Annotated in this window: 19 protein-coding genes; 1 reads left to right on the top strand and 18 read right to left on the bottom strand. The window is 63.5% G+C overall.

Annotated features, from left to right (window positions below; translation table 11 throughout):
* Positions 1-53 precede the first annotated feature (53 nt).
* The 18 genes from ptsP to IPM84_02980 form a co-directional block, all read right to left on the bottom strand.
* Entirely contained in the window at positions 54-2,594 is a 2,541-nt protein-coding gene (ptsP, locus tag IPM84_03065; protein MBK9091752.1) for a phosphoenolpyruvate--protein phosphotransferase, read from the bottom strand.
* 89 nt (positions 2,595-2,683) lie between these two features.
* Positions 2,684-3,205 (bottom strand): type 1 glutamine amidotransferase, encoded by a 522-nt coding sequence (locus IPM84_03060; protein ID MBK9091751.1) that lies wholly within the window; start codon positions 3,203-3,205, stop codon positions 2,684-2,686.
* Positions 3,206-3,350: 145 nt separating this feature from the next.
* The gene (locus IPM84_03055) at positions 3,351-3,947 is read right to left on the bottom strand and encodes a methyltransferase domain-containing protein (protein MBK9091750.1); all 597 of its coding nucleotides are present in this window, start codon (positions 3,945-3,947) and stop codon (positions 3,351-3,353) included.
* Positions 3,948-4,125: 178 nt separating this feature from the next.
* Positions 4,126-5,394, bottom strand: a complete 1,269-nt coding sequence (locus tag IPM84_03050; protein MBK9091749.1) for an anaerobic glycerol-3-phosphate dehydrogenase subunit C — start codon at positions 5,392-5,394, stop codon at positions 4,126-4,128.
* A 49-nt stretch (positions 5,395-5,443) separates the two neighbouring features.
* Positions 5,444-6,727 carry a glycerol-3-phosphate dehydrogenase subunit GlpB gene (gene glpB, locus IPM84_03045; GenBank protein MBK9091748.1) on the bottom strand — a complete coding sequence of 428 codons (1,284 nt, stop codon included), beginning with the start codon at positions 6,725-6,727 and terminating at the stop codon, positions 5,444-5,446.
* On the bottom strand, positions 6,720-8,489 hold the full coding sequence (gene glpA, locus IPM84_03040; GenBank protein MBK9091747.1) for an anaerobic glycerol-3-phosphate dehydrogenase subunit A: 1,770 nt from the start codon (positions 8,487-8,489) through the stop codon (positions 6,720-6,722). The genes glpB and glpA overlap by 8 nt, the downstream gene beginning before the upstream one ends.
* A gap of 294 nt (positions 8,490-8,783) precedes the next feature.
* On the bottom strand, positions 8,784-10,280 hold the full coding sequence (gene glpK / locus IPM84_03035) for a glycerol kinase GlpK (protein MBK9091746.1): 1,497 nt from the start codon (positions 10,278-10,280) through the stop codon (positions 8,784-8,786).
* A gap of 73 nt (positions 10,281-10,353) precedes the next feature.
* Positions 10,354-10,989, bottom strand: coding sequence for a dihydroxyacetone kinase subunit L (gene dhaL, locus IPM84_03030; protein MBK9091745.1), 636 nt, complete (start codon positions 10,987-10,989; stop codon positions 10,354-10,356).
* A 42-nt stretch (positions 10,990-11,031) separates the two neighbouring features.
* Positions 11,032-12,033, bottom strand: coding sequence for a dihydroxyacetone kinase subunit DhaK (gene dhaK, locus IPM84_03025; protein MBK9091744.1), 1,002 nt, complete (start codon positions 12,031-12,033; stop codon positions 11,032-11,034).
* Between the two features lie 111 nt (positions 12,034-12,144).
* The gene (locus IPM84_03020) at positions 12,145-12,885 is read right to left on the bottom strand and encodes an aquaporin family protein (GenBank protein ID MBK9091743.1); all 741 of its coding nucleotides are present in this window, start codon (positions 12,883-12,885) and stop codon (positions 12,145-12,147) included.
* Between the two features lie 421 nt (positions 12,886-13,306).
* Entirely contained in the window at positions 13,307-15,313 is a 2,007-nt protein-coding gene (locus tag IPM84_03015) for a sigma 54-interacting transcriptional regulator (GenBank protein MBK9091742.1), read from the bottom strand.
* 58 nt (positions 15,314-15,371) lie between these two features.
* Positions 15,372-16,784: a metallophosphoesterase gene (locus tag IPM84_03010; GenBank protein ID MBK9091741.1), complete on the bottom strand. Its 1,413-nt coding sequence runs from the start codon at positions 16,782-16,784 to the stop codon at positions 15,372-15,374.
* Between the two features lie 128 nt (positions 16,785-16,912).
* Positions 16,913-17,653: an NYN domain-containing protein gene (locus tag IPM84_03005; GenBank protein ID MBK9091740.1), complete on the bottom strand. Its 741-nt coding sequence runs from the start codon at positions 17,651-17,653 to the stop codon at positions 16,913-16,915.
* A gap of 230 nt (positions 17,654-17,883) precedes the next feature.
* Complete coding sequence (locus IPM84_03000) at positions 17,884-19,167, bottom strand: DUF1015 domain-containing protein (GenBank protein MBK9091739.1); 1,284 nt, start codon at positions 19,165-19,167, stop codon at positions 17,884-17,886.
* A gap of 104 nt (positions 19,168-19,271) precedes the next feature.
* Positions 19,272-20,429 (bottom strand): hypothetical protein, encoded by a 1,158-nt coding sequence (locus IPM84_02995; GenBank protein MBK9091738.1) that lies wholly within the window; start codon positions 20,427-20,429, stop codon positions 19,272-19,274.
* Positions 20,430-20,450: 21 nt separating this feature from the next.
* Entirely contained in the window at positions 20,451-21,611 is a 1,161-nt protein-coding gene (gene asd, locus IPM84_02990; protein ID MBK9091737.1) for an aspartate-semialdehyde dehydrogenase, read from the bottom strand.
* A gap of 191 nt (positions 21,612-21,802) precedes the next feature.
* Positions 21,803-23,032 carry a nucleotidyltransferase family protein gene (locus IPM84_02985; protein ID MBK9091736.1) on the bottom strand — a complete coding sequence of 410 codons (1,230 nt, stop codon included), beginning with the start codon at positions 23,030-23,032 and terminating at the stop codon, positions 21,803-21,805.
* Between the two features lie 197 nt (positions 23,033-23,229).
* Positions 23,230-24,474 carry a hypothetical protein gene (locus IPM84_02980; GenBank protein MBK9091735.1) on the bottom strand — a complete coding sequence of 415 codons (1,245 nt, stop codon included), beginning with the start codon at positions 24,472-24,474 and terminating at the stop codon, positions 23,230-23,232.
* A gap of 340 nt (positions 24,475-24,814) precedes the next feature.
* Between IPM84_02980 and pruA the strand changes: the two genes are divergently transcribed.
* Complete coding sequence (gene pruA, locus IPM84_02975) at positions 24,815-26,374, top strand: L-glutamate gamma-semialdehyde dehydrogenase (protein MBK9091734.1); 1,560 nt, start codon at positions 24,815-24,817, stop codon at positions 26,372-26,374.
* Positions 26,375-26,433 lie beyond the last annotated feature (59 nt).

Genomic DNA, 26,433 nt, shown 5'->3' with positions numbered 1-26,433 from the left:
CCGAATTAACTGCGTTCATCCTCCAGCCAACCTTTGCCACTTTGCCCGCTGCCTTAACCTGCGGGCAGGGCCGCGCGCACCGCCGCGCGCACCGCCTGCGCCGAGTTCAGCGTCAGCACATGCGACGCCAGATCGCGCAGCGCCTGGCGGTTGAGTGTGCGCAGAAGTTGCTTGGCGGGTGGAATCGCAGCCGGGTTCATGCTGAACTCGTCCAGCCCAAGCCCAAGCAGGATGGGGATGGCGGTCAGGTCGCCGGCCAGCTCGCCGCAGACCCCCACCCAGCGTCCGTGGTCATGCGCAGCCGTAATCACCTGGGCAATCAGGCGCAGCACGGCCGGGTGCAGCGCATCGGTCAGATACGCCACACGCGGATTACCCCGTTCGGCCGCCATGGTGTACTGCGTCAGGTCGTTCGTGCCGATGCTGAAGAAATCAACCGCGGGCGCCAGTTTGTCGGCCAGCACAGCCGCCGCCGGAATCTCGATCATGATGCCAACCTGCAGATCGGTGGGCGCGGGTACGCCGGCCGCGGCCAGGTCACGCTGCGCCTTGTCCAGCCAGCCGCGCACCATCACCACCTCGTCATAGGTGGCAATCATCGGGAACATGATGCGCACACGCCGCCCCACGGCCGCGCGCAGCAGGGCACGCAGTTGCGGCTCGATCAGATCGGGGCGCTCCCGGTACAGGCGCACAGCCCGTGTTCCCAAGAACGGGTTGTCCTCATGCCCCAGGGCGATATAGGCCAGTTCCTTGTCGCCGCCCACATCCAGGGTGCGCACGACAATGGGCCGCTGCCCCATCACCGCGAAGATGGCCTGGTAGATGTCGGTCTGCTCGGCTTCCGACGGCGCCACCACGCGATCGAGATACAGGAATTCGGTGCGCAGCAGCCCCACCCCTTCGGCGCCCGCCGCCACCGCGGCCAGGGTATCGGTCACACTGCCAACGTTGGCGACCACTTCGACATGCACGCCATCGGTGGTCACCGCGGCCTGCTGGCTGGTTGCTGCGGCCTGCTGACGGGCATCCAGCCAGGCGCTGCGCCGCGCTTCCCAGGTCGCCACCGCGCCCGCCGCCGGTGCGATGATGACCTCGCCGCTGTCGCCATTCACCACCATCAACGTATCGGTGGGCACGGTCAACACGCGCGCGCCCAAACCAACCACGGCCGGAATGCCCAACGTGCGCGCCAGGATGGCGCTGTGCGAGGTGGAACCGCCCCGCGCCGTACACAGGGCCAACACCTGACTGCGATCCAGGTTGGCGGTGTCACTCGGCGCCAGGTCGTCGGCCACCAGGATGGCCGGCGCATCCAGGCTGAAGGTGGCGCGCTGGCCGGCCAGCGCCAACAGCACCTGGCGACCCACATCGCGCACATCGGCCGCGCGTGCCTGCAGATAGGCATCGTCCAGCGCCGCGTAGGCAGCAGCCGTTGTTTCGATGATGTCGTGCCAGGCCGCCTCGGCGCTATCAGCCTGCCCGAAGATGGCCGCTTGCGCTGGCTCCAACAGCGCCGGGTCATCCAGGAACAGCAGATGCGCGTCAAAAATGGCGGCTTCGGCCGCCGCGCCCTGTTGCCACAGGCGCGCGTGCATCTCCTCGATGTTTTGCCGCGCCACCTGCCTGGCGCCTTGCAGGCGCTCCCACTCGGCGGCCGGGTTGCTCACCCCCCGCTGACGCAGCACCACCGGCGGCACGGTCGGCTCGAAGCGCCGGACAGGGCCAATGGCAATGCCTGGCGCGGCCGCGATGCCTTGCAGGGACCGCAGCGGCTCGTCCAGGTCGGCCGACGCCGCTGTGAGCGCGGGCGCTGCGCTCACAGCGGCGTCGGCCGAGGGCGCTGCGCTGTCCACAGGCGTGATGCCGTCGCCAAAGCCTGTGTCTGCCAACTGCGCCAGCGCGGCCAGCGCAGCCTCAGCATCCGCTCCACTGGCGCCGATTTCGATCTCATCGCCCTGGCGGATGGCTTGCGTCGCCACCAGGTTGATGCTGCGCGCATTGACCGCAGGCCCGCCGCGGGTCACATTGCGCACCGTCATGCTGCTGGCAAAACGCCCCACAGTCCGTACGAACAACGCGGCCGGTCGGGCATGCAGTCCCAGGCGATTGCGCACCGTCAGGCGCAGTTGGATCACGCGCTCCGTGGTGCTGACAGGGGACGACACGACAGGCCCTGCGATCTGAACGCCCAGATGCGTGGCTTTGGGCAGCAGGGCGCTGCGCGCTTCGGCCGCGGTGACGGCCAGGGAACTGCCCAGGCCGGCCTGCACGGCTGCAGCCAGCGCGCCCTCCACCAGGGGGGCTTCGCACAGGAGAACCCGCTGCCGCGTCTCTTCGGTTACAAACTCAAGCGCCATTTCGGTGCTCAAAATGGCGCTGCCCAGGTCCATCAGGACCAGGACGCCGTCGGGGCCATCCACCGCTTCGATGGCCTGCTGCACCATGAAGGGGTCGGTGCCCAGCGCATGGTCGGGGCCATCCAGGCCGCCGGCCGCCGCAATTTTTACGCCAGGGGCCGCCATCTGGCGCGCCAATTCCAGAACGCCCTGGGCAAGGAAATAGCTATGGGATACGATGACGAGGCCAACCATAGAAACCTCTCGTGTGAGATTGTGGCTGGTAGGCGGAGACGATGCAACGAACGGATCGCCCCCGACCGTTCAGGACCAGCGGGAATGATCTAAGCGAGTGCGGCCACCAGTTCCCGGCAAAAGTAGGGGATGTCGGGCACGACGCGCCCCCACACCAGGTTGCCATCGCGGAAGGCCGCTTCATCCACCCAGGTCGCGCCGGCGTTCAGGAGATCATCCTTGATACCCAGGCTGCCGGTGCTGCGATGCCCGCGCACGATGCCGGCCGAGATGCCGACCAGGCCGGCGTGGCAGATCATGCCGACGATCTTGCCCTGCTCGTACACCTGGCGCACCAGGGTCGTGACGGCGGGATAGCGGCGCAGCTTGTCGGGCGCCCAGCCGCCGGGCACGATCAGGCCATCGAAAGCGGACGCCTGCACGTCGGCCGCCGCCACATCGGTCATTGCGGTCAGCGCGCCCGTCTTACTCTTGACCGTCTTGCCGGCTGTGATGCCGACGACGGTCACGCGGGCGCCCTCTTCCTGCATGCGCATCAGGGGCACCCAAAACTCCAGGTCCTCGAATCCTTCTTCAAGCAGGATGGCAATCCGCTTGCCTTCAAGTCGCAGTGTCATAACGATATCCTTGTTAGTAGGGGCGCACCCTTGCGGTCGCCCACGCGGGCAGGCGCAAGGCCATGCCCCTACCCCAAATTATTGAGAAGATGCGTGGTCGCAGGTGGGCGCCCGGCCGTCACGCCATTCAGGCGCGATTTCAATCACTGGCCCTGCAGGCGGGGCAGTCGAGAACTTCCGCCGTCTGCTGGAGCAGCGCCGCGGTCAGGCCGGCCGCGGGCAGCGGCTTGAACCCGACGGCGCCGCAACGGCAGGCATACCAGCCGCCGGCCACTGAGTTCCAGGGCACGCCGGCGGCCAGTTCGATCAACTCCACGCCGAGGCGCCAGCGTGCGTTCGTGATGAGATGCCGGCAGCCCGCGCGGCGCAGACGATCGGCGTAGGCGGCCAGGTGCGTGCAGTGCCGCATCAACAGAACGGCTGTGGTGATGCCCGCCGGCAGCGGCCAGGTGAGCGCATCCGCGCAGATCGCAGTCAGGTTGGCCGGTGGGGGCGTCGAGCCGGCCCGGACCAGCACAGCGGCCTGCCGTTCCAGCGCAATCACCTGGCGGCACTGCTGCGCCATGCGCCGCGCCAGGCGCAGATCACCGGCGCCGATGTCCAGCACCACATCGTCCGGCCGCAGGAGCGCCAGGGCGTCCACATACGTGGCTTCGTCACAGGGCGCCCAGGCGCTTTCCCAGTCCGCCGCCGTCCACGCGCCCCTACTTCCTACTTCCCACTTCCCACTTCCCACTTCCTACTTCCTACTTCCCACTTCCCACTTCCCACTTCCTACTTCCTACTTCCTACTTCCCACTTCCCACTTCCTACTTCCCACTTCCTACTTCCCACTTCCTACTTCCTACTTCCTACTTCCCACTTCCCACTTCCCACTTCCCACTTCCCACTTCCCACTTCCTACTTCCTACTTCCTACTCATGCAGCGGCCGGCGTTTCTCCAGGTCGTACAACCCATACGCAGCGGCCAGAACTTCGATCGGATGGCGGCTGGGCTTGTGGGTGCCATGCTCCAACTGCCAGCGGCACGTTTCGGAGTCGCAGGCGGTGATGGTGGCCTCCTCGCCCTGCTCGCGCACGAAGCGGAACAGCTCTTCGCCCACATCCATGCCGATCTGATATTTCTCCACCTTGTAGCCATAGGTGCCGGCGATGCCACAGCAGGGGGCGTGGCTGTCACGCACATCCAGGCCGGGGATCATCTCAAGGATCTCGAAGGCCGGCTTGCCCACGCGGTGCGCCCGATATTGGCAAGGCGCGTGATACGGTAAGACCATCTCGATATTCTTGAAATCGGTTCTCAGCTCGCCCTTGTCGGCCAGTTCGATCAGCCACTCGAAGATGTCCCAGGTGCCCATCTTGAGCTGTTCGCTGGCTGCGTCCTGCATGTCCAGCAGTTCGGGCGCCTCTTCTTTGAGAGTCAAGGTGCAACTGGTGCTGGTGCCCACGACGGGGTAGCCCTGGGCGGCGTAGTCGGCCAGGTAACCGACGTTGTGCTCGTGAAGGCCGCGCGCCGCCTTGAATTCGCCGTTGCTCAGCATCGGCAGGCCGCAGCAGTTCTGCGGCGGCACGATCACCTCGTAGCCATGATGCTCGAAGACCAGGACGGCCGCCTTGCCGATGAACGGCTCGTAGTACATCGTGGCGCAGCCGTGGAAGTAGACCACCTTCTTGTCTGAGGCCAGGCGCTGGCCGGCGGTGCGCTTCATCCAGTCGCCGAAGGTGCCCTCCGTGCTCCAATGCGGCAGCGGCGCCTGGCGCGCGATGCCCATCACCTTCTCGGCCATGAAGCGGCTGAAGGGGTTGTGCATCGCCAGGTTGGCCAGGGCCGGCGCGTAGCTGCCCACCTTGCCCAACATCTCGTTGCGGCCCAGGAGACGATTGCGCAAGGGGATGCCGTGTTCGGCCACCATCTGCGCGCGGGCGCGGGCGTTGATCTCGGCAATGCGCACGCCGGTGGGGCAAACCTCATTGCAGACGCGGCAGCCGGAGCAGTAGTCCACCGAATGATCGGGCGAGTGGGGCTGGCCGTTCTCGCGGAAGCGCTGCGCCTGCGGCCCGGAATACTTGGGGCCGTGGAACTGATCGGTCACCGCGGCCACCGGGCAGTAGCTCGTACAGATGTTACATTTGATACACTCGTCGAGCGATTCGCCGACCGAGTGCCAGGAAATCGTGTGCATAAGGATAGTCCGTGTTCGTAAAAGAAATTCAAGCGCCAGGCCAGCGGCCCTACGCTGCCTGCAGGAGTCGCGTCGCCGCGGCGCGACCGCTGGCAATGGCAACCCCTTCCAGGCTGCGCTCCTGAATGTAATCCCCGCCGGCCAACAGACCGCCGGCCGCCCACAGGTTGCGATAAACGGGGGTCCCATCGCCCTTGAGCGGCTGCCAATCGCCATTCACCGCCACACCACCGCGGAAAACCGGGTGCCCCTGCGGATCCAGAAACTGCGACTGGAACCACTGATGACGCTGCTGCGGCACGGTCAACGGCAGGTCGAAGATCACTTCCCACACCCGGCCCAGGTGATTGCTGTTGAAACCGCCGCCCAGGATGCCGCCCGTCGCCAGCAGATACTTGGCCGCGCGGTGCTTCAGCGGCCGCGCACTGGTAGAAGTCTCCACCCACTGAATGTTTCCCGCGTCCCCCTCTGCGTCCCCCTCTGCGTGGAAGCCAATGCCCTCCATGCCGATCTCGACCCGCACGCCCAGCGCTTCCACATGCTTGCGCAAGGCCGCATGCAGGCGAATGCCAGGCACGCTGGGCGGCAGGGTGGGGATTTCAAAGATGACGGCGCCGGTTTGGGTGCGCAAATCATCCAGCACACCCAGGTGATTGGCCAGGCCCAGGATAGCCGGCAGGCCGATGCGCTCCCCCGGCTTGAGCAGGCGCTTGAGCTCAGCCGCCAGTTTGGCGGTGACCCGCGGGTTATCCAGGCCATGAGCCAACTGCACGCTGTTGCGGTCATGCTGGCTGTTGAGCAGGCTCAGGGGCAGGAAGGCCGCACGCGCGGCAAAGCCCTGCTTGTTCAGGTTGGCCGCGATCAGTTCGGGGTAGAAGTCGCGCATCCCCTGAAAACCGACGATCAGCATCGGTTCCGGCCGGCTGAGATCGCCGCCGCGCTGGGCGCGTGGCGCCAGGAACGCGGGTCGCGGCGCGCCGACGGGCGATGGCAGCAGCAGGTTGCCGCCGTTGGCGCTGCCTTCGTAGGGCACGCCAAGCTCATGAGTCAGGGCCACGAAAGAATCGAGCGCGCTGGCAACGCCCTCACGGCCGAGCAGGCTGTAGGGATGGGGGGCCGGCACACCGGCGATCGCATCCAGCGGGCGCTGCACCAACGCGGGCGCGGCGCCCTCAGCCGCCGGCGCATAGCCGAGCACATCCACGGTGCCCGCGGCCCAATGCGTGGCGCTCAAGCCTTTGGCGATGAGCCGCACCCGTGCGCCGGCCTGCGCAGCGGTGATAGCGGCCTGGAGGCCGGCCAGTCCAGCGCCGATTACAAGTAGATCAAGCATGGTCGCGCTCCGTTTTCTCGTTCGGCGTGGTGTCGAACCGCCAGAACGTGCTCAGCGGGCCTTGCCGGTCGCCGTCGGGCAGATGATCGGCATTCAGCAGGCTGAGGTAGATCAGTTCATCCAGGCGTTCCTGCTTGAGCTGCTGCGCCCACAGGATGGGCGTCAGCCCTTTCCAGCGCTCTTGCAGGAAATCGCGCAAGAGCAGGTTGGCATCCTCCACTGTAATGGCCTGATTGGACAGCGGCGAAGGGGCCGCGGCCGCCGCGCCGTTGTTATGCGCGGGCGACTGCAGGTAGGCCACTTCCCACGTGGCGTCCCTTGCGCTGACTTGCAGCGGTGGGCGGGCATCCGCTTGCTGCTTGCTGCCCAGCTCGTGCAAGATGCCGCAGGCGCGATAGGTGCAGAAGCCGCCCTGGCAAGGCCCCATACCCAGGCGCACATCACGGCGCAGATCGTCCAGTGTCACCAGGGGATTGCGCCGCACGGCATTCTCGACCATCGTGCGCGTCACCAGCTCGCACTCGCACACCAGTTCGCCCTGCAGCTTGAGGTCTTCGACTTCGTGCAGGCGATGTCCCAGCCAGTAGTGCCCCTGCTCGATGCCTGGCACGACCGTCTCGGCCGTCACGCATGGCTGGCGCACGCCAATCTGCTCGCACGCGGCGTCCACGGCTTTTTCAGCCATCAGGCGGAAGGTGGTCCACTTGCCGCCGGTCATGGTGAGGAAACTCTGGACGCCATCACGATTGTTGTGGCGCAGCAGAGTGAAGGCGCGCGTGGCATCGCGACTGGAACCGCTGTAATGTTCCTGATAGAGGGGCCGCACCCCGGCCCATGTGCGCACCACACGGGCTTTGGAAATGGAAGGAACCAGCTTCTCGCCTTCGCTCAACATCAGATAGACTTCCCACGGTTCGATGCGCAGGTCTTCAGGGTTGGTGACGCGTTCGTCCGTGGTGCCGATGACGGCCACGGTATGAATCGGCACGATGATATCGCCATCGGCCGGTTTTTTGCAGCGGTTGATGACTGTGTTGACGACACGGTGGTTCATAGCCACCAGTGTGCCCTTGCCGGGGATCACATCCACGCGGATGCCAGCCATCTTGGCAAGCTGACCGGCCCACGCGCCGGTGGCGTTGACGGTCATGCTGGCGTGAATCGCCATCTCTTCGCCGGTGGTCACATTGCGCACCTGCGCGCCGGCCACGCGGCGGTTGCCATCGCCGCCCTCCAGAAGAAGGGCGATCACTTCATGGTAAACGAGGGTCTGCGCGCCAACGCGTTGCGCGGCCTGGGCCGTGGCGTGCGTGGACAAGAAGCTGTCCGCGGCGCCATCGGGCACTTCGAAGACGCGGCTGATGCGCTGGTTCAACAGCGGCTCACGGCGCAGCGCCTCGGCCACGGGGATTTCGGCGCAAGGCACGCCGCACTTCTCACATGCGGCCTTGAACAGATCAGGGTATTCCCCCTCATCTTCTGGCGTCACAACAAAGAAGCCGCTGGTATCTTCGATGCAATGGGCATGGGTCTTGCGCAGGATGCGGTTTTCGGTAATGCACTCCACCGCGCTGCCAGGGTCCTTGACGACATAGCGGCCGCCGCTGTGCAACAGGCCGTGGTAGCGCCCGGTGGTGCCATGGGTTAGGTCGCGTTTCTCCACCAGGATGACCTTGAAGCCACGGAGTGCCGCATCCCAGGCAATTCCCGTACCGGTGGCGCCACCGCCAATCACGAGAATGTCAGTATCTAGACGTTTCATAGAAAAATCTCATTCCTGAATGGTTACGATGAAAAAAGACCGAAGGGGCACAAGCACCCTTCGGTCTTTTCACCCTACGTCGTAAGTCCTGAAGGGCGCAGGTCGCAGACACGATGTCTGCCGGACGGCCCATTTTCGGTGCTCACTGGTTCCGCAGGCCACTAACAGCACGTGGTGCGCAGTCCACGGACCGGCACAAGTGTCAGGGAGGGCAGGCGGCAGGCCCACCCTCTCCCCCTCTCCCCCTCTCCCCCTCCCCCTCGTTGAACGAGGGGGAGAGAGGAAAAGAGAACGTTAGGCGATCCAATCGAAGGTGCGGGTGACGGCCTTCTTCCAGTTGGCATACTGCGCCGCGCGATGGTCCGCATCCATGTTCGGCTGCCATTCCTTGTCCTTGCCCCAGTTCGCGCGCAGGTCCTCGACCTTGGCCCAGAAGCCGACGGCCAGGCCGGCGGCGTAGGCGGCGCCCAGGGCTGTCGTCTCGGCCACGGTTGGGCGGATGACAGGGACGCCGAGGATGTCGGCCTGGAACTGCATGAGCAGTTCGTTGAAGACCATGCCGCCGTCCACCTTGAGGGCAGTCAGCGCGACGCCGGAGTCGTTGTTCATGGCATCGAGCACTTCACGCGTCTGGAAGGCGGTGGCCTCCAGGGCGGCGCGGGCGATGTGGCCCTTGTTGACGTAGCGGGTCATGCCGACGAGCGCGCCGCGGGCATCACTGCGCCAGTAGGGCGCAAACAGGCCAGAGAACGCGGGCACGAAGTAGATGCCGCCGTTGTCTTCGACGGTCGCGGCCAGGGCTTCGACATCCGAGGAGCGCGAGATGAGGCCCAGGTTGTCACGCAGCCACTGCACCAGCGCGCCGGTGATGGCGATGGAGCCTTCCAGGGCATAGACGGCCGGTTCGTCACCGATCTTGTAGCCCAGGGTGGTGAGCAGGCCGCTCTTGCTCGGAACGGGCGTGGTGCCGGTGTTGAGCAGCATGAAGCAGCCGGTGCCGTAGGTGTTCTTGGCTTCGCCAGCGCTGAAGCAGGTCTGGCCGAAGAGAGCCGCCTGCTGATCGCCCAGGTCGCCTGCCACAGGGATGCCGGCCAGGGCGCCCTTGGCGCTGCCATAGACCGCGCTGGAGGCGACGATCTTGGGCAGCATGGCGCGTGGCACGCCCATGACGCCCAGAATCTCATCATCCCAGTCGAGGGTGTTGAGGTTCATGAGCATGGTGCGACTGGCGTTGGAGACATCGGTCACATGCACGCCGCCGTCGGTGCCGCCGGTCAGATTCCAGATGACCCAGGTGTCAATGTTGCCGAAGATGGCATCGCCGGCTTCTGCGGCTGCGCGCACGCCCGCGACATTGTCGAGAATCCAGCGCACCTTGGGGCCGGAGAAGTAGGTCGCCAACGGCAGGCCCACCTGGGCGCGGAAGCGATCCTGACCACCATCGGCTGCCAGGGCGTTGCAGATATCGGCCGTGCGCGTATCCTGCCAAACGATGGCATTGTAGTACGGCTTGCCGGTGTTGCGATTCCACACGACGGTGGTCTCACGCTGATTGGTGATGCCGACCGCGGCAATGTCGGCCGGGTCAATATTGCCCTTGGCCAGGCCGCCCTTGACAACTTCATCGACGCGGGTCCAAATCTCCATCGGATCATGCTCGACCCAACCCGGCTTGGGATAGATCTGCTCATGTTCCTTCTGGTCGAAACAAACAACTTTTCCACTGTGGTCGAACACCATGAAGCGGGTGCTGGTGGTGCCCTGGTCTATCGCTGCTGCATACTTAGCCATGTACGAATCCTCCTTTGGATTCCGAAACTATGTAGATGACAGACTCTATGGCCTGTCCGGATCGAGCGTGATCTTATGAGTTTGCCCAGGTTTCGGCGGCGCACTTCAAGATCAGGAAGGTCGAAGTGGCGCCAGGGTCCTGGTGCCCTGCACTGCGTTCGCCCAAATAGCTGGCACGTCCCTTGCGTGCCACCAGGGGGATCGTCGCTTTCATGCCTTCTTCGGCGGCCTGAACAGAGCGTGTCAGGGCCAAACCGATCGTGGCGTTCTGCACGACCGCATCCTTGAAGGCTTCGAGGGCTGGCGTCAGGGCATCTACCATCGTCTTATCGCCGAGAACGGCCCTGCCGCGCATAACAACGCCATTGACCGCGGCTTCCAGCGCGGCGCCCCAGTCGGCGGCCGAGAGGTCTTGTTTACCGACCGAGACCGCGCCTGCCTGCATGAAGAAGGTGCCATAGAGCGGCCCGCTGGCGCCTCCGACGGTGGAGACTAACGTCATGCCGACCGTCTTGAAGATGGTGCCGATGTCTTTGTCGCTGACGGCGGGCAGCTTGGTGAGGACGGCCTGAAAACCACGCGTCATGTTGGCGCCGTGGTCGGCATCACCAATGGCCGAGTCGAGTTGGGTGAGGTAGTCCTTGTTTTCAGCGAGCACGCCAGCAACGTTCTTGATCCAGTCGAGCACATCTTGACGCGAGATTGTCATGGTCACCTGTTAATGCTGTTTAATGCAACGAGTTTGCAAGACTCATACACCCCAGCGCAGGCCCACGGTCTTCACCGGTGCGTCCCACAGCTTGAGGAGGTCAGCATCCAGCTTGAGCAACGTGATCGAGCAGCCGGCCATTTCGAGGCTGGTGATGTAGGAGCCGATCAGGTTGCGCGCGATCTTGATACCGTGGCTCTCGCAGATCTGCGCCAGCTTGCGATAGACGACATACAGTTCGATGAGAGGGGTGCCGCCCATGCCGTTGACAAAGGCCAGGACTTCGTCACCCGCCTGGAAGGGCAGGTCCTCGATGATTGGCTCGGCCAGCATCTCGGTGATTTCGTCGGCCGTGGCCAGCTTCATGCGCTTGCGGCCTGGCTCGCCGTGGATACCGACGCCGATTTCCATCTCATCTTCAGGCAGATCGAAGGTGGGCTTGCCGGCATGGGGCACGGTGCAGGAGGTGAGCGCCATACCCATGCTGCGGCCCCAGGCGTTGACTTTGCGACAGACATCGGCCACTTCTTTGAGAGAGCGACCCTCTTCCGCGGCCGCGCCCGTGATCTTCTCGGCCAGGACGGTGATGCCAACGCCACGACGGCCGGCTGTCCAGAGGCTATCCTTCACAGCCACGTCGTCGTTGGTCACTACCGCCTCGACCTCGATGCCCTCTTCACGCGCCAATTCGGCCGCCATCTCGAAGTTCATGATGTCGCCGGTGTAGTTCTTGACGATGTGCAGCACGCCCGCGCCGCCATTGACGGCCTTGGTCGCTTCCAGCATCTGATCGGGCGTGGGGCTGGTGAAGACCGCGCCGGGGCAGGCCGCATCCAGCATACCCATACCCACGAAGCCACCATGCATCGGCTCATGACCGGAGCCGCCGCCAGAGATCACGCCCACTTTGCCCTGCACCGGTGCATCGGCCCGTACAATAAAGTTCGGGTCATAATGCACTGTCACCAAGTTCGAGTGTGCGTAGACAATCCCTTCCAGTTCCTCGCGAACGACATCTTCGGGTTTATTGATCAGTTTCTTCATATAGCCATTCCTTTCATCACAGCAATCGCCTCAACACGCTGGCACGGTCACGAATCAGGGGGCCTTGCGAAGGCCTGAAGTCAGGCCTTCACAAGGGAAAAGCGCCGAGGGTTAGAAACTGCCGAGTCCTGTGTACAGGAGGGCCGCAATGACAGCACCGACGATGGGGCCGACCACGGGAATCCAGGAGTAGCCCCAGTCGCTGTCACCCTTGCCTGCGATAGGCAGGACGAAGTGCGCAATGCGAGGGCCGAGGTCACGAGCCGGATTGATGGCATAACCGGTGGTGCCACCGAGCGCCAGACCGATCACCCACACGAGGAAGGCCACGGGGATAATGCCCAGAGCGCCCATGTTCAACGGCACGGCCGAGCCAGACGAATCCATCACGGCGCCCTTGATCGCCAGGATGCCGAACACCAGCGCGAAGGTGCCGATGATTTCAGAAACCAGGTTCCAGGTCATGCTGCGAATGGCCGGGCCGGTCGAGAAGACGGCCAACTTCAGGCCAGTATCCTTGGTCTCGGCCCAGTGCGGGAAGTAGTGCAACCAAACCAGGGTGGCGCCAATGAAGGCGCCAATGAATTGGGCAATAATGTACGGGAAGACATTGGCCCACGCAAACTTACCAGCCACGGCCAGACCAATCGTGACGGCCGGATTCAAGTGCGCACCGCTGACGCTCGCCACCGAATAGGCGCCCACAAAGACCGCCAGCGCCCAGGCTGTGGTAATGACAATCCAGCCGGCGTTTTTACCCTTGGTCTTGGCCAACAAAACGTTGGCCACCACACCATCACCCAACAGGATCAGCAACATCGTGCCAATCACTTCACCCATAAACGGAGACATTGTGAAAGTTCCTCCTACCTTGTCTGATGCGATATTTGCTGCCTCGCAGGCAGCTCGAGATCGAACGACTCTCATGAGGGAGCGTACCTACCTCGATGCGCGCGGGGTAAGGCGCGTCGAGTCACAAGCTAGCGCAGGGTTGTGTGGGGTGTGACAGTCCTCCTTTCTCATGGTCGCCTTGCTCGGAACAAGGCTTGGCACGACGCGGCTCCAATTAATGAGACCAGCCACGAACCGCCTGGGGTGCATGTCACTTTGCCGGTATGACCCAGCCCATGCCTTAAGCGGTTTCCGAAAAAATCACACGACGATCAGATTAGCACAGCGTGACCGCAGTGTCAATCAATTGGATAATTTTTGTTTCAAGGTGAAACGGAAATTGCGACAACTGTTCAATTCTGAAACAGAGGGATGGTACCAATTACCCATCGGGTTGAAAGTGGTGCGCGGTCAGGTTGAAGAAGCGCATCTTGCGCCATAACGTGGTGCGGCTGATGCCGAGCAGGTGCGCCATTTCGGTCAGATTGCCGTGCGTGGCCCAGCCGGCGCGAATGAGCGCCTCGCGGTTCCATTCATCCATGTTGAGCACCGGTTCGGCTTTTTCGCGCGTGGGCACGATGACCGCGCCGCGGCGGACGCTCTCCGGTAAATGGGCCACGTCAATGGGCTGACCGCTGGCTACCAGGCTGCTGGCGCGCTCCAGGGCGCTCTCCAGTTCGCGAATGTTGCCTGGCCAGGGGTACTTCTTCATCAGGTGCAGCGCCTCCGGCGTGACCGTGGCCGCATTGGCCGCATTGGCCGGCTGACTGGCGCGCATGCGGCCCAGGATGGTCTCTATCAGTTCGGGTAGATCCTCACGCCGCTGGCGCAGTGGCGGCATGTCAATCACGATCGAGCTCAGGCGATAAACCAGGTTGGCCTGAAACGCGCCCTCGGCCACCAGGCTGTCCAGATCGGTGTCGGTGGAGGAAATCACGCGCACATTGACCGGAATGACGCGGGTGCCGCCCAGGCGCATCACCTCGCCGGTTTCGATCACGCGGCCGAGCACGGAATGGAATTCGAGCGGGATCGTCTCTACTTCGTCCAGGAACAGGGTGCCGCCGAAGGCCAGCTCGAACTTACTGGGGCGCCCTTCGACGCGTGCGCCGCTGAAGGCGCCGCTTTCATAACCGAGGAACTCACTCAGAAACAGGTCACGCGGGAAGGCCCGGCAGTTGACGGCAATGAAAGGCCCGTTGGCGCGGCTGCTGGCGTTGTGGATGGCGCGCGCCACGACGTGTTTACCCACCCCTGACTCGCCCTGCAACAGGACGTTGCCGCGGCCGCGTGCGGCGCCGCGCGCCTGATTGCGCACGCGCTGGATGTCGGCCGATTTGCCCTTGAGATCGTCGAAGGTCATCGCGGCCTGCGCGCCGGACAGGCGATAGAAGATCTGGTGAATCTGCTGAATGGGCTGCAGCGTCGCCAGAAAGCCGATCGGTGGCGCGTCGCCAATGCGAATTGGCTTCAGATTCAACATGCAGTAGACCGGGCGTCCGTTGACCAGCAGATGAGCCTCGACATCGCGCAACGGCTTGCCAAGCTCCATCGCTTCGCGTAGGTCGGCCGGCGCCTGCACATAGCGCTGCAAGGGGTGCCCGACGACGAGGCGCGGGTTGAGGGTCAGCAGCTCGGCCGCCTGCCGATTCATCTGCGTGACGATGCCGTCGCGATCCCAGGCCAGCACCCCATCCGCGATGGATTCCATCGTCGCATTGAGCAGGGTCAAATGGGCGTTGGCATCCAGGTGCATCACGTCGGCGGCCAACTGGTTTTCCAGGGCGCGCGCGCCGGCCACGACGATGCCGGTCGCATGGGAATGACTCATGCTGCCCAGACCGAGGATGCCCAACACGCCGATGGGTCGTCCACTGGGCTGAAAAATGGGCGCGGCCGCATCCACGAGATGATGAAAGCAGGCCAGGAAATGCTCCGCGCCGACCACCTGCGCCGGCATACGTTCGGCCAGGACCAGGGCGAAGGCATTGGTGCCCACGCGCCCCTCATCCCAGTAGGTGCCGGGAGTCAGCCCCAGGCGGGTGGCCTCTTCTTCCATGTGGGCGTCGCCCAGGGTGAGCAAAACGCAGCCGGTGTTATCGAGCAGCACCATCAGACTGCGGTCGCCCTCGATGACCTGGAAGATGTCTTCCATCACCGGGCGCGCAATGGCCAGGAGATCGAACTGGCTGATGAGCAGGCGGCGCAGGGCCTGTTCATTCAGGCGGGCTAACTGAGGTTGGGCAAAGGGGTTGAGCAAGGGAGCACAGCGGCGCCAGGAACTGACCACCACCGGGTCCACCGCGTCCGGCTGCGCGCGCGTTTCGATAAATGTGCGCCAGCGCGCGGTCAAGATCTGCAGGTCAAGTGGATACGAGGTTGGTTGCATAGGTCATGGACCGTTCAGTGATCAAAAGAGAGCCTGCGTCAGGCGCGGCGGCGATGGTTCAGCGCCGGAAGGGCAGCAGGAGCAGGGCGGGCAGGCAGCCCTTATGCGGCGAGGGCGCCGGGTGAACGCCGCCGCTGCCTGTTCCACCGGGCGGCGTTGGCTGACCCACATGCAGCAGGCGGGCGCTGAGCTGGCCGGCTGCGTCATAGTCCACGCGCACAAAGGCCAACTGGCGCTGGTTGGCATAGGTATCCGGATGACGGAAGAGGTCTTCCCACTGCGCCGGGGTGGCATGAGAAAAATCAGCCGCGCCGATCCAGGCGCCGCTGTTGATGTAGGTGGCCCCATCCGTCAGGGGGAAAGTTTCTGACACGTGGGTATGACCAAATGTCACCAGGCGCGCCTGGGTTTCGGTGGCGATGCGCTGGGCTTCGCTGCGCAGGCGCCGCCGATACTCATCGGCCAACTGTTCCGCGCGCGCCAGGGCAGCGGCCGGCGTGAGGTCACGTGCGGAGGGCAGGAGGGTGTCGTCCGTGCTGACGTCGCGCAAGGCTTCCAGCACACGCGCCTCGAACTCCTGACGGAAGGCGGGGTCCGATTCGTAGCGTGCCTGCAGGGCGGGCAGGTCGTCGGGATCGGCCAGGTCTGCTTCCAGGGCGGAGATGGCGTCAATTTGCTTGGGAGAGACCTCGCGCGGCAGCCCCAGGCGCGGGACAGCAGCCAGCAGGAGTTTGAGCGCCCTGGCCGCAAAGGGGAAATCGTAGTGCAAGCCATACCAGATGAGGCCCGTCATCGGCGCCACGCCGTCCACCCAGTAACGCTCACGTTCGATCTGGTTGAAGTATTCGAACACGAAGCGCGATCCCCACACCAATTCCAGCCTGGTGGGATCCTGCGGGTCGAGCGGCGCGCTGGGGTTCTGAAAACGGTTGACCGATTCAGTGTACTGATTGCCATGCTCTACGTAGACGCCGTCGGTCAGATAGCTCAACGGCGGGAACTGGAGCAAGTTGACCACTTCTCCGGTGGCGCCCAGGAGATGGCGCAGGACATCCTGCACGCCGGGCCAGTAGAGCTCAGGGTCGTGATTGCCCCGCAGAATGACGACGTTGCGCCGCGGTTGGTGGCAGATGAAATCGGCCAGGACAGCAAAGAGGCCCGGATGGCCCTGCGTGATGTGCGTCAGTTTGAGAAGGGCTGAGGCTTCGTCGTTGGCAGCATACGCGGCCGGCGGGTAGGGTTCGGTCGGGTCAAAGCGCACGACCGCAGGCACCTGCAGCATCTCCATAAAATCGCCATTGATGATGAATTCCATGTCAGCGCCGGTGCGGTTGCTCTCCGCAGTCAGGCCATGCACCCACTCCACAAAGTCAATGTCGCTGATGAAGTCTTCGAGGCGATTACCGCCGGCGCCCTCCAGCCCAGCGCCCAGGTGCAGGTCGCTGATGATGATTTTTGTCTTGGCCGTCATGATGTCCTCCCGAAAACTCCCACTTCCCACTTCCCACTTCCCACTTCCCACTTCCCACTTCCCACTTCCTACTTCCTCATTCCTACTTCCTACTTCCTACTTCCTACTTCCTACTTCCTACTTCCTACTTACGTATTGTCCTCCGCCTCGTACAACAGGCTGCTCCAGAGGCCGTCATCCTCAGGCTCGAGCGCGGGGGTCGGCTCGGTGGGCGCGGGCGCGCGGCCGGCGCCGTTGGAGTTGAGCGGGAGGCTGGCTGTTTCAGCGGTGATGGGCGGCGCGGCTTCGGTTTCGAGGCGCACCGCGGGCCGCGCCGGCTGGCCCGCGCGGGTGAGCAAATCCTGGTAAAAGACGAAGTGATCTACGGCGCGTCCCAGGTAGATCGAGGTGGTGTCGGTGACGCCGACGCCGATGACCATTTTGCCCTCCATGCGCAGGGCGCGCACCAGCGGGATAAAGTCACGATCACCGCTGATGAGGACGAACACGTTGAGATGCGGATAGCGATAGAGCACACGCATCGCGTCTACGCACAGATGCATGTCCACGCTGTTCTTGATGGAGCCGTTGTTGGTGCCCGGGCGGCCGTACTGGTAGCTGGGCACGAAGACCGGGTCAATGTCTTGCGCATGAAGGATAGATGACACGGTGGGCGCATGGCGACGCCAGTCGGCATAGGCGCGGGCGATGACCACGCGACCAAAGCTGCGACAGCAATCCATGAGAACGCCGAAATCAGGGTTCAGGTTGAGGCAGTTGCGCGTCGAATAGACGATATTCTCGAAATCAAAAAAGACGGCGACGTCCTGAGGTTCGGCGCTCTCGTCACGCTTCGGCCCTGGATTGCCTGCAACGGCGCGCGTAGACACCGGGTCGGATGATGGCTGGGGAGATGGCTGTTTCCACTGATTTGATTGACTCTGCTGATTTGGTTGATTCTGATAACCCATAAAAACCCTATTGAACCGTTTTTGATCTGTTGCATATTCTGTGTTTTGTTCTGTTAGGAATGAGAATTAAAAAAAAAAGGGGCCGCTGGGGGGGGTTCGGTGGGCCCGAAGTTTGCCCGGGAGCGGAACGGTAAAAATTCTCATTCCTCTTAGGAGGCCACGTCGTGCATGACGATGCCTGAAATGAGTTTAGGGTAGAAGTAGGTGGCCTTCTGCGGCATGACCAGACCGGCATCGGCCACGGCGCACAGTTGGTGCAGCCCCGTGGGGTTGAGCAGGAACGCGGCCTGAATCTGCCCCTGCTGTACAGCCTCGATCACCTGGTCCAGGTTCGGTTCGTAGGCCACAAAGCGTTTATCGGCCAGGTCGTCGGTGATGTGGCGCAAAACGGGGCGCAGCACCCATTCCTGCAGGCGGATGACATCGAGATCGGCCAACTCGGCCGGCAGATCGGCCGGCAGGGTGAGGTGCGGCTGTGGTCGCAGGAGCCAGCCGCCGGTTGTGCCGGGCAAGAGCAGGCCAAAACAACCGGCGCCAGGCATGGCTTGCCTCAGCGCCGCGGCCAGCGCGTCGGCCGCGGCGTAGCGTTGTATTTCGAACCCGGATTGCAGCGCGGCCAGCACATCTTCCGACCAGAGACCCGGCACATCGTGCAGGCAGCGATGCGCAGCCAGGACACGGACGCCGGGGTCCTCGATGGGGGCGGCGAATGTCAGCACGTAATCCCAGGGCTGCTCACCGCCGCCGTCCCCCCGTTGTTGCTGATAGTTGAGTGCCGTTTCGTACCGATGATGACCGTCCGCCACGTACAAGGTGCGGCCGGCCAGGGTCTCGGCCAGGTAGGTGATGAGCGCGGGGTCGTGCAGCGGCCAAAGGCGATGTTCGATGCCGTCGTCAGCCACGAAGGCGGCAATCGGCATGGCGGCGGTCAGTGGCCGCAGGGCGTTCAGCACAGCACCGCTTGGGTCGCGGAAGAGGGTGAAGATGGCGCCGGTCTGCATGGCGGTGGCCTGTAAGAGGGCCAGGCGGTCCGCCTTGGCGCCGGGAAACGTTTTTTCATGCGGCAGGATACCCTGACCCCAGGGCGCCAGGCGCAGGCTGCCAAAGAAACCGGTGCGCTGCAGACGTTCGGCGCTGCCCGGCAACCGGAAGGTTTGCTGATAGATGTAGAAGGTTGGCCAGGGGTCACGCTGCAGCACGCGACGCTGGCGCCAATCGTTCAGGGCCACGGCCGCGCGGGTATAGCGATTGTTTTGGTCGTCATCGGCCGGCTGTTCGAGTCCCAGCTCCATCTGAATCAGATTCGCGGGATGGCGGGCGTAGAACGCGGCCTGGGCGGCCGGGCTGATGATGTCGTACGGGGGCACAAGCAGATCGGCCAGGGCCGGAGCATCGGCATAACGCCAGGCTCGAAACGGGCGCAGGACAGGCATGAGTGCAATTTCTCCGAAAACAAAAGACGAAGGGCGCCCGCCCCCATGTTCAGCCAGTTGCGGTCGTCATTCGTCTCTGGTTGCTAAACGTGGAGGGGAGACGGCTAGGGCAGTTGCCCGGCAATGGTCTCGCCCACCACATGCGCTTTTACCCGGTGCAGAGGGCGGTATCCCTCTTGCGCCTGTTCAGGGGTTGGCAGGGAGGCCTCATCCGGTTTGTCGGATAGGACCATGACCACGGCGCCGCGCTGTTTGAGCCAGGCGCCGACCTCCATCACTTCACGCGTCAGGCAGATCTCCCGCGCCAACAGATCGCTGACGGAGGTTGTGTCGGGCAGATTGCCCATGCGGGCTGCGGTTGCCAGGTACTCACGGCGGCGAAACGTCTTGAAGGGTGTGGGGTCGTCTGCTTCCAGGCGCTTGTAGAAGCTGAAGTGCATGTCGGCCAGTTCTGGCTGGGCGCCGCCGGCCAGGCGCGTATCGGCCCAGCGCACAAACTGCATGAAACCGTAATTGGGGGCATCCGCGATGCATTCCAACAGGCCGCGTAACGAAATGACCCCTGCGCTGATGATCAGGCAGACGTACGCCAGGTAGTCCTGGTTGTCGGCGGTGAAGCGATGGTGGCTGGGTTGGTTGAGCTCGCGATAGGCTTCTTCGAAGATGATCTGGTTGAACTTGTCGCCCAACATCTCGATCATGGTGACGCGCAGGCCGGCCAGGCGTGCTTCATCAATGACATGGCTGTTGCGGCCGCGCGCGCCAATGGCTGTCTTGTCCATATCAATGACCAGGGCTGTCCGTTCGTCGCAGAAGGCGCCCTGCTCCAGGATGGTGTGTACCCAGCGCGCCAGGTCCTGCCAACGACCGGCGATTATGACGTTGTCCTTATCTTGCTCCCAGGTGGACGCGCCCGGTCTGTTTTCATCGGCGCCGCTGCCCACGAACGCCCAGCCGTTCCAGCGGCCCTGGCGCCGGAGGTGACGAAAAGCATCGCCATCGGCGAGGGCCGTGTCCCCCAGAAAGAGCAGCTCCTTCACTGTGCCCTGGGGCTGATCGAGCTTGCGCGCGCGCATGACCAGCCACGCGGCGGCGCGTGCGTAGTTCTCTTCATGCTTGCGGGGGATGCGCCGCGAGGGCAGGTCCATTTCCATCCAGGCATCACGCAATCCGGGGATCCGCTTGTCCTGGATATTCAGATTGCGGTACACAACCAGGTCGCCGGCGAGGTCAGCTAACGTTGCAGTTCCAAAGAGATTCATAAGAACAACTCCACAGCGATGCTAGGCATGTTGCCACAAGGGCAACTGGGTGGCCCGCAATGCTGCCTGCACGGGGGCAGCGATGGCCCGTTCGCCAAAATAACCCTGGGCAACCATGAGTTCTGCATTGAGCACGGAGCCGCCCGCGGCGCCGCGCAGTGTGTTGTGACCAAGAAGGACAAATTTGTAGCTCAACAACTCACATGGCCGCAGACGCCCGACACTGGTCGTCATGCCGTTGCCGGCCAGCCGGTCACGCCGCGGCTGGGGTCGGTCCGCTTCAGCGCGGACTTCGATGAAGTGGGCAGGAGCCGTGGGCAGGCCCAGTTGTTGCGGTAGGCCGCGGAAGTTCTCCCAGGCGCTCACCATCTCGACCTCGGTCGCGGGGCGGTCCAGCTCCACTGAAACACATTCCAGATGACCGTCGCGCGTGGGCACCCGATTGCAGTGGGCGCTGATGCGGAAATTGGCCGGCATGATGCCGTCCACCGCGTAGAGGCCCAGCATCTTGAGCGGCTCGGTCTGCACCTTGTCCTCTTCGTTGCCGATGTAGGGAATGACGTTATCGGTGATGTCGAGTGCAGAGACGCCCGGATAGCCGGCGCCGGAGACGGCCTGCATGGAAACCACGAAGACGCGGCGCAAGCCGAAGGCGTCGTGCAGCGGCTTGAGCGCGCAGGTCAGATGGGTGGCGGTGCAGTTGGGGTTGGTGACGATGAAGCCGCGCCAGCCGCGCCGCGTGCGCTGTGTTTCGACGAGCGCCGCATGCTGCGGGTTGACTTCGGGAATCAACAGCGGCACGTCAGGTTCAGCCCGGTGGGAACCGGCGTTGGAATAGACCGCATAGCCGGCTGCTGCCAGGGTAGGCTCCAGGTCTTGCGCAATGTTGTTGGGCAAGGCGGAGAAGAGAATCTCGCAGTCCATGCCAGGTTGACCCGGCTCCAGTGTCATCGTGCGCACAGCTGCAGGCATTGGTTCATCCAGATACCAATGGCAAGCGTCGGCAAAGCGTTTGCCCGCAGAACGATGGGAGGCGGCCAAAACGCTCAACTCGAACCAGGGGTGATTGGCAAGCACCTGAATGAAGCGCTGACCGACGGCGCCGGTGGCGCCGAGGACACCCACACGGATCTTGCCGGCCTGGCGCGGCAGATTTTCCGAAACACTCGATGATTCGCCCATATCCACTCTCGCGCGTGCTGTCGTCGTCCATAGGATCACAGATTCGCTCAAGACGACGCTATTGTTGGCTATCATACCCTTACGCCAGACATACGTCAAGTTCGGCTGGCGAAGGGAATCCTGAGAATGGCCTGGGCCGCGGAGAGGTAACGATCGAAGTGCAGGCGCACCTTGCGCGCGTTGGCGAAAATCTACGACCGATATTGACTGAAGGCTTTGCTGCGGAGCGCGACACGCGCCGCGCGGGCAGCAAAACCCCCCACGATGCGCAGGGGATGAAGCAGGAGAGCATACGCATAGGCGTGAATCGTGCTGTCCAGGGCATAGTTCGTTTTTTGCCAACGGACACCGGGGAACAGGCGCTGCCACAGCCAGGCGATGACGCCGGGCAGGGTATCAATCACGGCCACGTTCAAGACGCGGCCGGCATCTTCCTGCGCGGGCGCGACATCCACCGTCAGGATCAGTTCCAGGTCAACCAGGCGTAACAGCAAGCGCTGGCGCCAGGGCGCAGGCGCGAGCGCGCGCAAGGTGTTTTCCGGCACGGCCGCGCCCAGGAGGTCATGCGCCAACTGCAGAGCGAGAAAAACAATGGCTTCTGCCTGGTAGGTGCGTGCGCGTGCGGTCAGGCGTTCCCAGTTGATGCGCGTGCGCTGCGTGGCGGTCATCCAGGCAATGTCCACATAGCCGGGCAGGCCGGTGAAGCCGTGGTGCATGGCGCGGTGCAGACACAGGTGCAGCAGCATGTCTTCGGCGGCCAACTGCACAACCGGCTGCCCGGCAAGGGTCAGCGGCTGCGCCCGTTGCCACAGGGCATCGCTATCAATCTTGAGCGGGGCGGTGAAGTTCCAATGATGCACCAGGTTCTGATGAAATTCGAGGGCCAGGGTTTCGGTGTGGGTGCCTTTGGCAAAAGAAAGCTCGCCGTTGAAGAATTCGTCGTTGGTCTCAGCCCCGGTGGCGGTGGTGTAGTAGCCGAGCGGTTGCAGGGCTTGCCGCACACGCGGGAGGTCGGCGGCATGCACGAGGATGTCAATATCAGCCATGGGCCGCAGGCCCACGTCAGGGTAGGTGGTTTCAGCCAACACCACGCCTTTGAGCAGCAAGGGAACAACGCCGTGGCTGCGTAACGTCGCCAGCACCGGCTCCAGTTCTGTGCTGAACAGCAGTTGGCGACGCACGGAGGCGTAGTATTCCTCACTGAGGCGCTGGCGCACCTCCGCCGGCGCCAGGTCGAGCACCCCCTCGTGACGCAGGGTATAGAACAGTAGGGGCGCCAGGTTCGCCGACGTGGCCCGCGCCGCGAGAGCCGCCCAGCCGGCTGCATCCAGGCGATGCAGGCTGCTCAAGTCGTGCGGCGGTGGGCGAATGACCATCAAGAGGGCCTGGTCGGGCAGGGCAAGCGTTGTCGGTGAAAACATGGCAGGTGATCTTGGCAATCAGAGACGTAGAGAATGACGACACGGCAGGGTGATGGGTAGCATACCATGCCATTTCTGGCGTGTCAAACCTGGACTGCAGAAATCTTGAAAACAACAAGGCGCAGCCCTCGCCCGCGGCTGCGCCTCATTGATTCTGTTACGCGCGGCAGGGTGCCGGCGTGCGGTAAAAAGTGATCTCAGGCGCGCGGCGCAACGGGGCGTCGCTTGAGCATCGCCAGGGCCAGGCCCAACAGCAGGCCGCCGCCAACCAGCGCCAGGGTCATATCCGAACCGCGGGCGCTGAAGTCATCCAACCCAACGGCGGTGGGCGCCGAGAACGAGATGGTGTAGGTCTCGGTGGTATCGGTGCCGGTGTTGGCCGCGCCGGGGATGTAGCCTCCGCCCACCCACATCTTGCCCGAAAGTCCATCAGGCGCCACGATGAAGGCGCCGGCGTGATTACGCCGCGCCTGAATGAGCGCCGCAAAGGTGGTCCAGGAGTTGCCGGCCGCGTCATACAGGAAGCTGTCTGGCAGTGCGGTGTTGGTCGCGTTCCACTGACCGCAGCCCGCCAGCACGACCTTGCCGGCCAACGCCCAGCCGCTGCTGCTGTCGAAGCCAAAGGCGCGTGATTCATCACAGCCAGGGCTGCCCGACGATGGCAGGGGCAGGGAGGCTTTGGCCTGCCAGCCCGCGCCCAGGTTGGCGGAGTCGAGCATGAGCACATCGGCATACGGGAACAGGCTGGTGCCATCGAAGGTGTCGCCGCCGATGGAGTAGACCTTGCCATCCAGCACCGCGCCGGTCTGATAGGCCCCGTTCATGGGCAGCGCCGGGCCAGCGGTCCAGCGCGCGCCGCCGGCCGCCATGGGATCGAAGATCCACGTCTCACTGCCGGTGAACGGCGCGGTGGTGCCGCCACAGAAACCGCCCCAGGCGTAGGCCTTGTTGCCCACCACCTCGACGGCGCCGGGGAACACGCGCTCACCCGGGTTGACCTGGCCGTTCCAGGGGTCGGTGGCCACGGTCGCGGTCGTATTGGTACCGGGATAGAAGACCTGCACGGTGTCCGTACACAGGCCCGCGCTGTCGCGACCACCAAAGATGTACAAGCCCACGCCGTTGCTGTCAGTCAGCTTGGCGATGTGATAGTTGGAGACAGGCACCGGCATGTCCACGCCGGTGTCGCCCCAGGAATCGGCGACAGGGTCATACACCCAGACGCTGCCATCGGTCTCACCGGTGGGCAGACGGAAGCCGAGCACATACATTTTACCGCCGGAGACTTCGCTGTCGTAGCGAACCATCTGGGCCGGCAGCAGCGATCCGTTGACCCACGGCCCGTCAGTCGGCGCGCTGGCCGACGCGCCCCATGAGACGACCAATGTCAACAGGAGCGCACACGAGAGAGTCAATGTGAACAGGCGACGAGTACGTTTCACGAGAGTTGCTCCTTTCCAAGAAAACCTGGACAGCATGAACGAGGTGAGCCATGACGTCCGGCGGTGAGCTGTCCGGGCAACCGCCGACGCAGCATGCAATCTGACACGTAGCAGAAACATCGCGGGGTCACAGAACAATAGTGGGCGAGACTATCCGGTTTGCCCCATGGCGAGGCGCCGGTCACGATGCCACAAGCATACCACGCGGCGGCGCGCCTGTCAACAGTCACCCATGCCAAGATTGGCGTCTTTGTTTGACGATTCTATGCCAACCTGATAAGATTCAATGGAGAGTCCCGCTAGCTTTTTGCGTATCGCGTATCAACGAGGAGGTTGATTCATGTTAGCTCCCTTTCGCAATGAACCGATGACCGACTTCAGCAACCCGACCCAGATCAAGGCTTTCGAGGCTGCGCTGTCGAAGGTGGAGTCGTGGCTGGGCCGCACCTATCCAATGGTCATTGGCGGTGAAAAAATCTATACCGATGAAACGTTCGACTCGCTCAATCCGGCCAACCCCAGCCAGGTGGTGGCCCGTTTTGCCCGTGCGACGCCTGAACATGCCAACCGCGCGGTGGAAGTGGCCCATGATGCTTTTCACGAATGGCGCAAGGTGCCCTACGAAACGCGGGCGCGCTATCTGTTCAAGCTGGCCGAGCTGATCCGCAAGCGCAAGCATGAATTCAGCGCGATCATGGTCTACGAAGTGGGCAAGAGTTGGCCTGAAGCCGATGCCGATACGGCCGAGACCATTGACTTCTGCGATTACTACGCGCGCCAGATGCTGCGCATGGGCGGCGCACAGCCGGTGGAACCGTTTGCCGGCCGCGACGCCGAACTGCGCTACATCCCGCTGGGCGTCGGCGTGGTCATCCCGCCCTGGAACTTCCCCGGCGCCATCATGGCCGGGATGACAGCCGCCAGCCTGGTGACCGGTAACACCGTGGTCCTCAAGCCAGCCAGCACATCGCCCTGGATTGCCTGGTTCCTGAGCGAGATGCTCTATGAGGATTTGCGCCTGCCGCCGGGCGTCCTCAACTTCCTACCAGGGCCGGGCGGCAAGATGGGCGATGCGCTGGTGGATCATCCGCTGACGCGCCACATCGCGTTCACCGGCTCCAAAGAGATCGGCCTGCGCATCTTCCAGCGCGCGGCCGTGCAGCAGCCAGGACAGAAGTGGCTCAAGCGCACGCTGCTGGAGATGGGCGGCAAGGATGCCATCCTGGTAGATGAAAGCGCGGACCTGGACGCGGCCGCGGACGCGATTGTGGCCTCTGCGTTTGGCTTTCAGGGGCAAAAGTGCTCTGCCTGCTCACGCGCCATCCTGGTGGAAGATGTCTACGATGAGGTCGTGGATAAGGTGGTGCGCCGCGCGGCCAAGATCACCGTGGGGCCAACGATTGACCCCGCCCATTGGATGGGGCCGGTGGTGGACGCCAAAGCCTACGCCAAGATGTGGGAGTATATCGAAATCGGCACGCAGGAAGGCAAGCTGCTGCTGGGCGGTCAACCCCTCAGCCACAACCCCACCAACGGCTATTTCGTTCCGCCTACGATCTTTGGCGATATTGATCGCAACGCCCGCCTGGCGCAGGAAGAGATCTTCGGCCCGGTTCTGGCCTGCATCAAGGCGAAGTCCTTCGAGGACGGGTTGGATGTGGCGAACGGCACCGAGTACGGCCTGACCGGCGCCATCTTCAGTCGTCACCGCGCGCGCCTGGAGCGGGCACGTGAGGATTTCCACGTAGGCAACCTTTACCTCAACCGCAAATGCACGGGCGCGCTGGTCGGCGTGGAGCCGTTTGGCGGCTTCAACATGAGCGGCACCGATTCCAAGGCCGGCGGCGCGGACTACCTGCTACTCTTCACGCAGGCCAAGGTGATCAGCGAAGCAATCTAGCGCCTTCGAGCAAAATTCTGGCGCAGCAAGCAAGGAATTCTCACACAAAGGCGCCAAGA

The sequence above is a fragment of the Candidatus Amarolinea dominans genome (assembly GCA_016719785.1).
GTDB lineage: Bacteria > Chloroflexota > Anaerolineae > SSC4 > Amarolineaceae > Amarolinea > Amarolinea dominans.
Note: the sequence above shows the minus strand (reverse complement) of the source record. Positions and strands in the feature narration are given on the sequence as shown.

Coding starts and splice junctions, on each gene's coding strand:
- IPM84_02995 (MBK9091738.1), bottom strand. CDS start 20,429: ATGAATCTCTTTGGAACTGCAACGTTAGCTGACCTCGCCGGCGACCTG.
- IPM84_03050 (MBK9091749.1), bottom strand. CDS start 5,394: ATGCACACGATTTCCTGGCACTCGGTCGGCGAATCGCTCGACGAGTGT.
- glpA (MBK9091747.1), bottom strand. CDS start 8,489: ATGAAACGTCTAGATACTGACATTCTCGTGATTGGCGGTGGCGCCACC.
- IPM84_03010 (MBK9091741.1), bottom strand. CDS start 16,784: ATGACGGCCAAGACAAAAATCATCATCAGCGACCTGCACCTGGGCGCT.
- IPM84_03020 (MBK9091743.1), bottom strand. CDS start 12,885: ATGTCTCCGTTTATGGGTGAAGTGATTGGCACGATGTTGCTGATCCTG.
- IPM84_03000 (MBK9091739.1), bottom strand. CDS start 19,167: ATGCCTGTCCTGCGCCCGTTTCGAGCCTGGCGTTATGCCGATGCTCCG.
- ptsP (MBK9091752.1), bottom strand. CDS start 2,594: ATGGTTGGCCTCGTCATCGTATCCCATAGCTATTTCCTTGCCCAGGGC.
- dhaK (MBK9091744.1), bottom strand. CDS start 12,033: ATGAAGAAACTGATCAATAAACCCGAAGATGTCGTTCGCGAGGAACTG.
- IPM84_03015 (MBK9091742.1), bottom strand. CDS start 15,313: ATGCAACCAACCTCGTATCCACTTGACCTGCAGATCTTGACCGCGCGC.
- glpB (MBK9091748.1), bottom strand. CDS start 6,727: ATGCTTGATCTACTTGTAATCGGCGCTGGACTGGCCGGCCTCCAGGCC.
- asd (MBK9091737.1), bottom strand. CDS start 21,611: ATGGGCGAATCATCGAGTGTTTCGGAAAATCTGCCGCGCCAGGCCGGC.
- IPM84_02985 (MBK9091736.1), bottom strand. CDS start 23,032: ATGTTTTCACCGACAACGCTTGCCCTGCCCGACCAGGCCCTCTTGATG.
- pruA (MBK9091734.1), top strand. CDS start 24,815: ATGTTAGCTCCCTTTCGCAATGAACCGATGACCGACTTCAGCAACCCG.
- glpK (MBK9091746.1), bottom strand. CDS start 10,280: ATGGCTAAGTATGCAGCAGCGATAGACCAGGGCACCACCAGCACCCGC.
- dhaL (MBK9091745.1), bottom strand. CDS start 10,989: ATGACAATCTCGCGTCAAGATGTGCTCGACTGGATCAAGAACGTTGCT.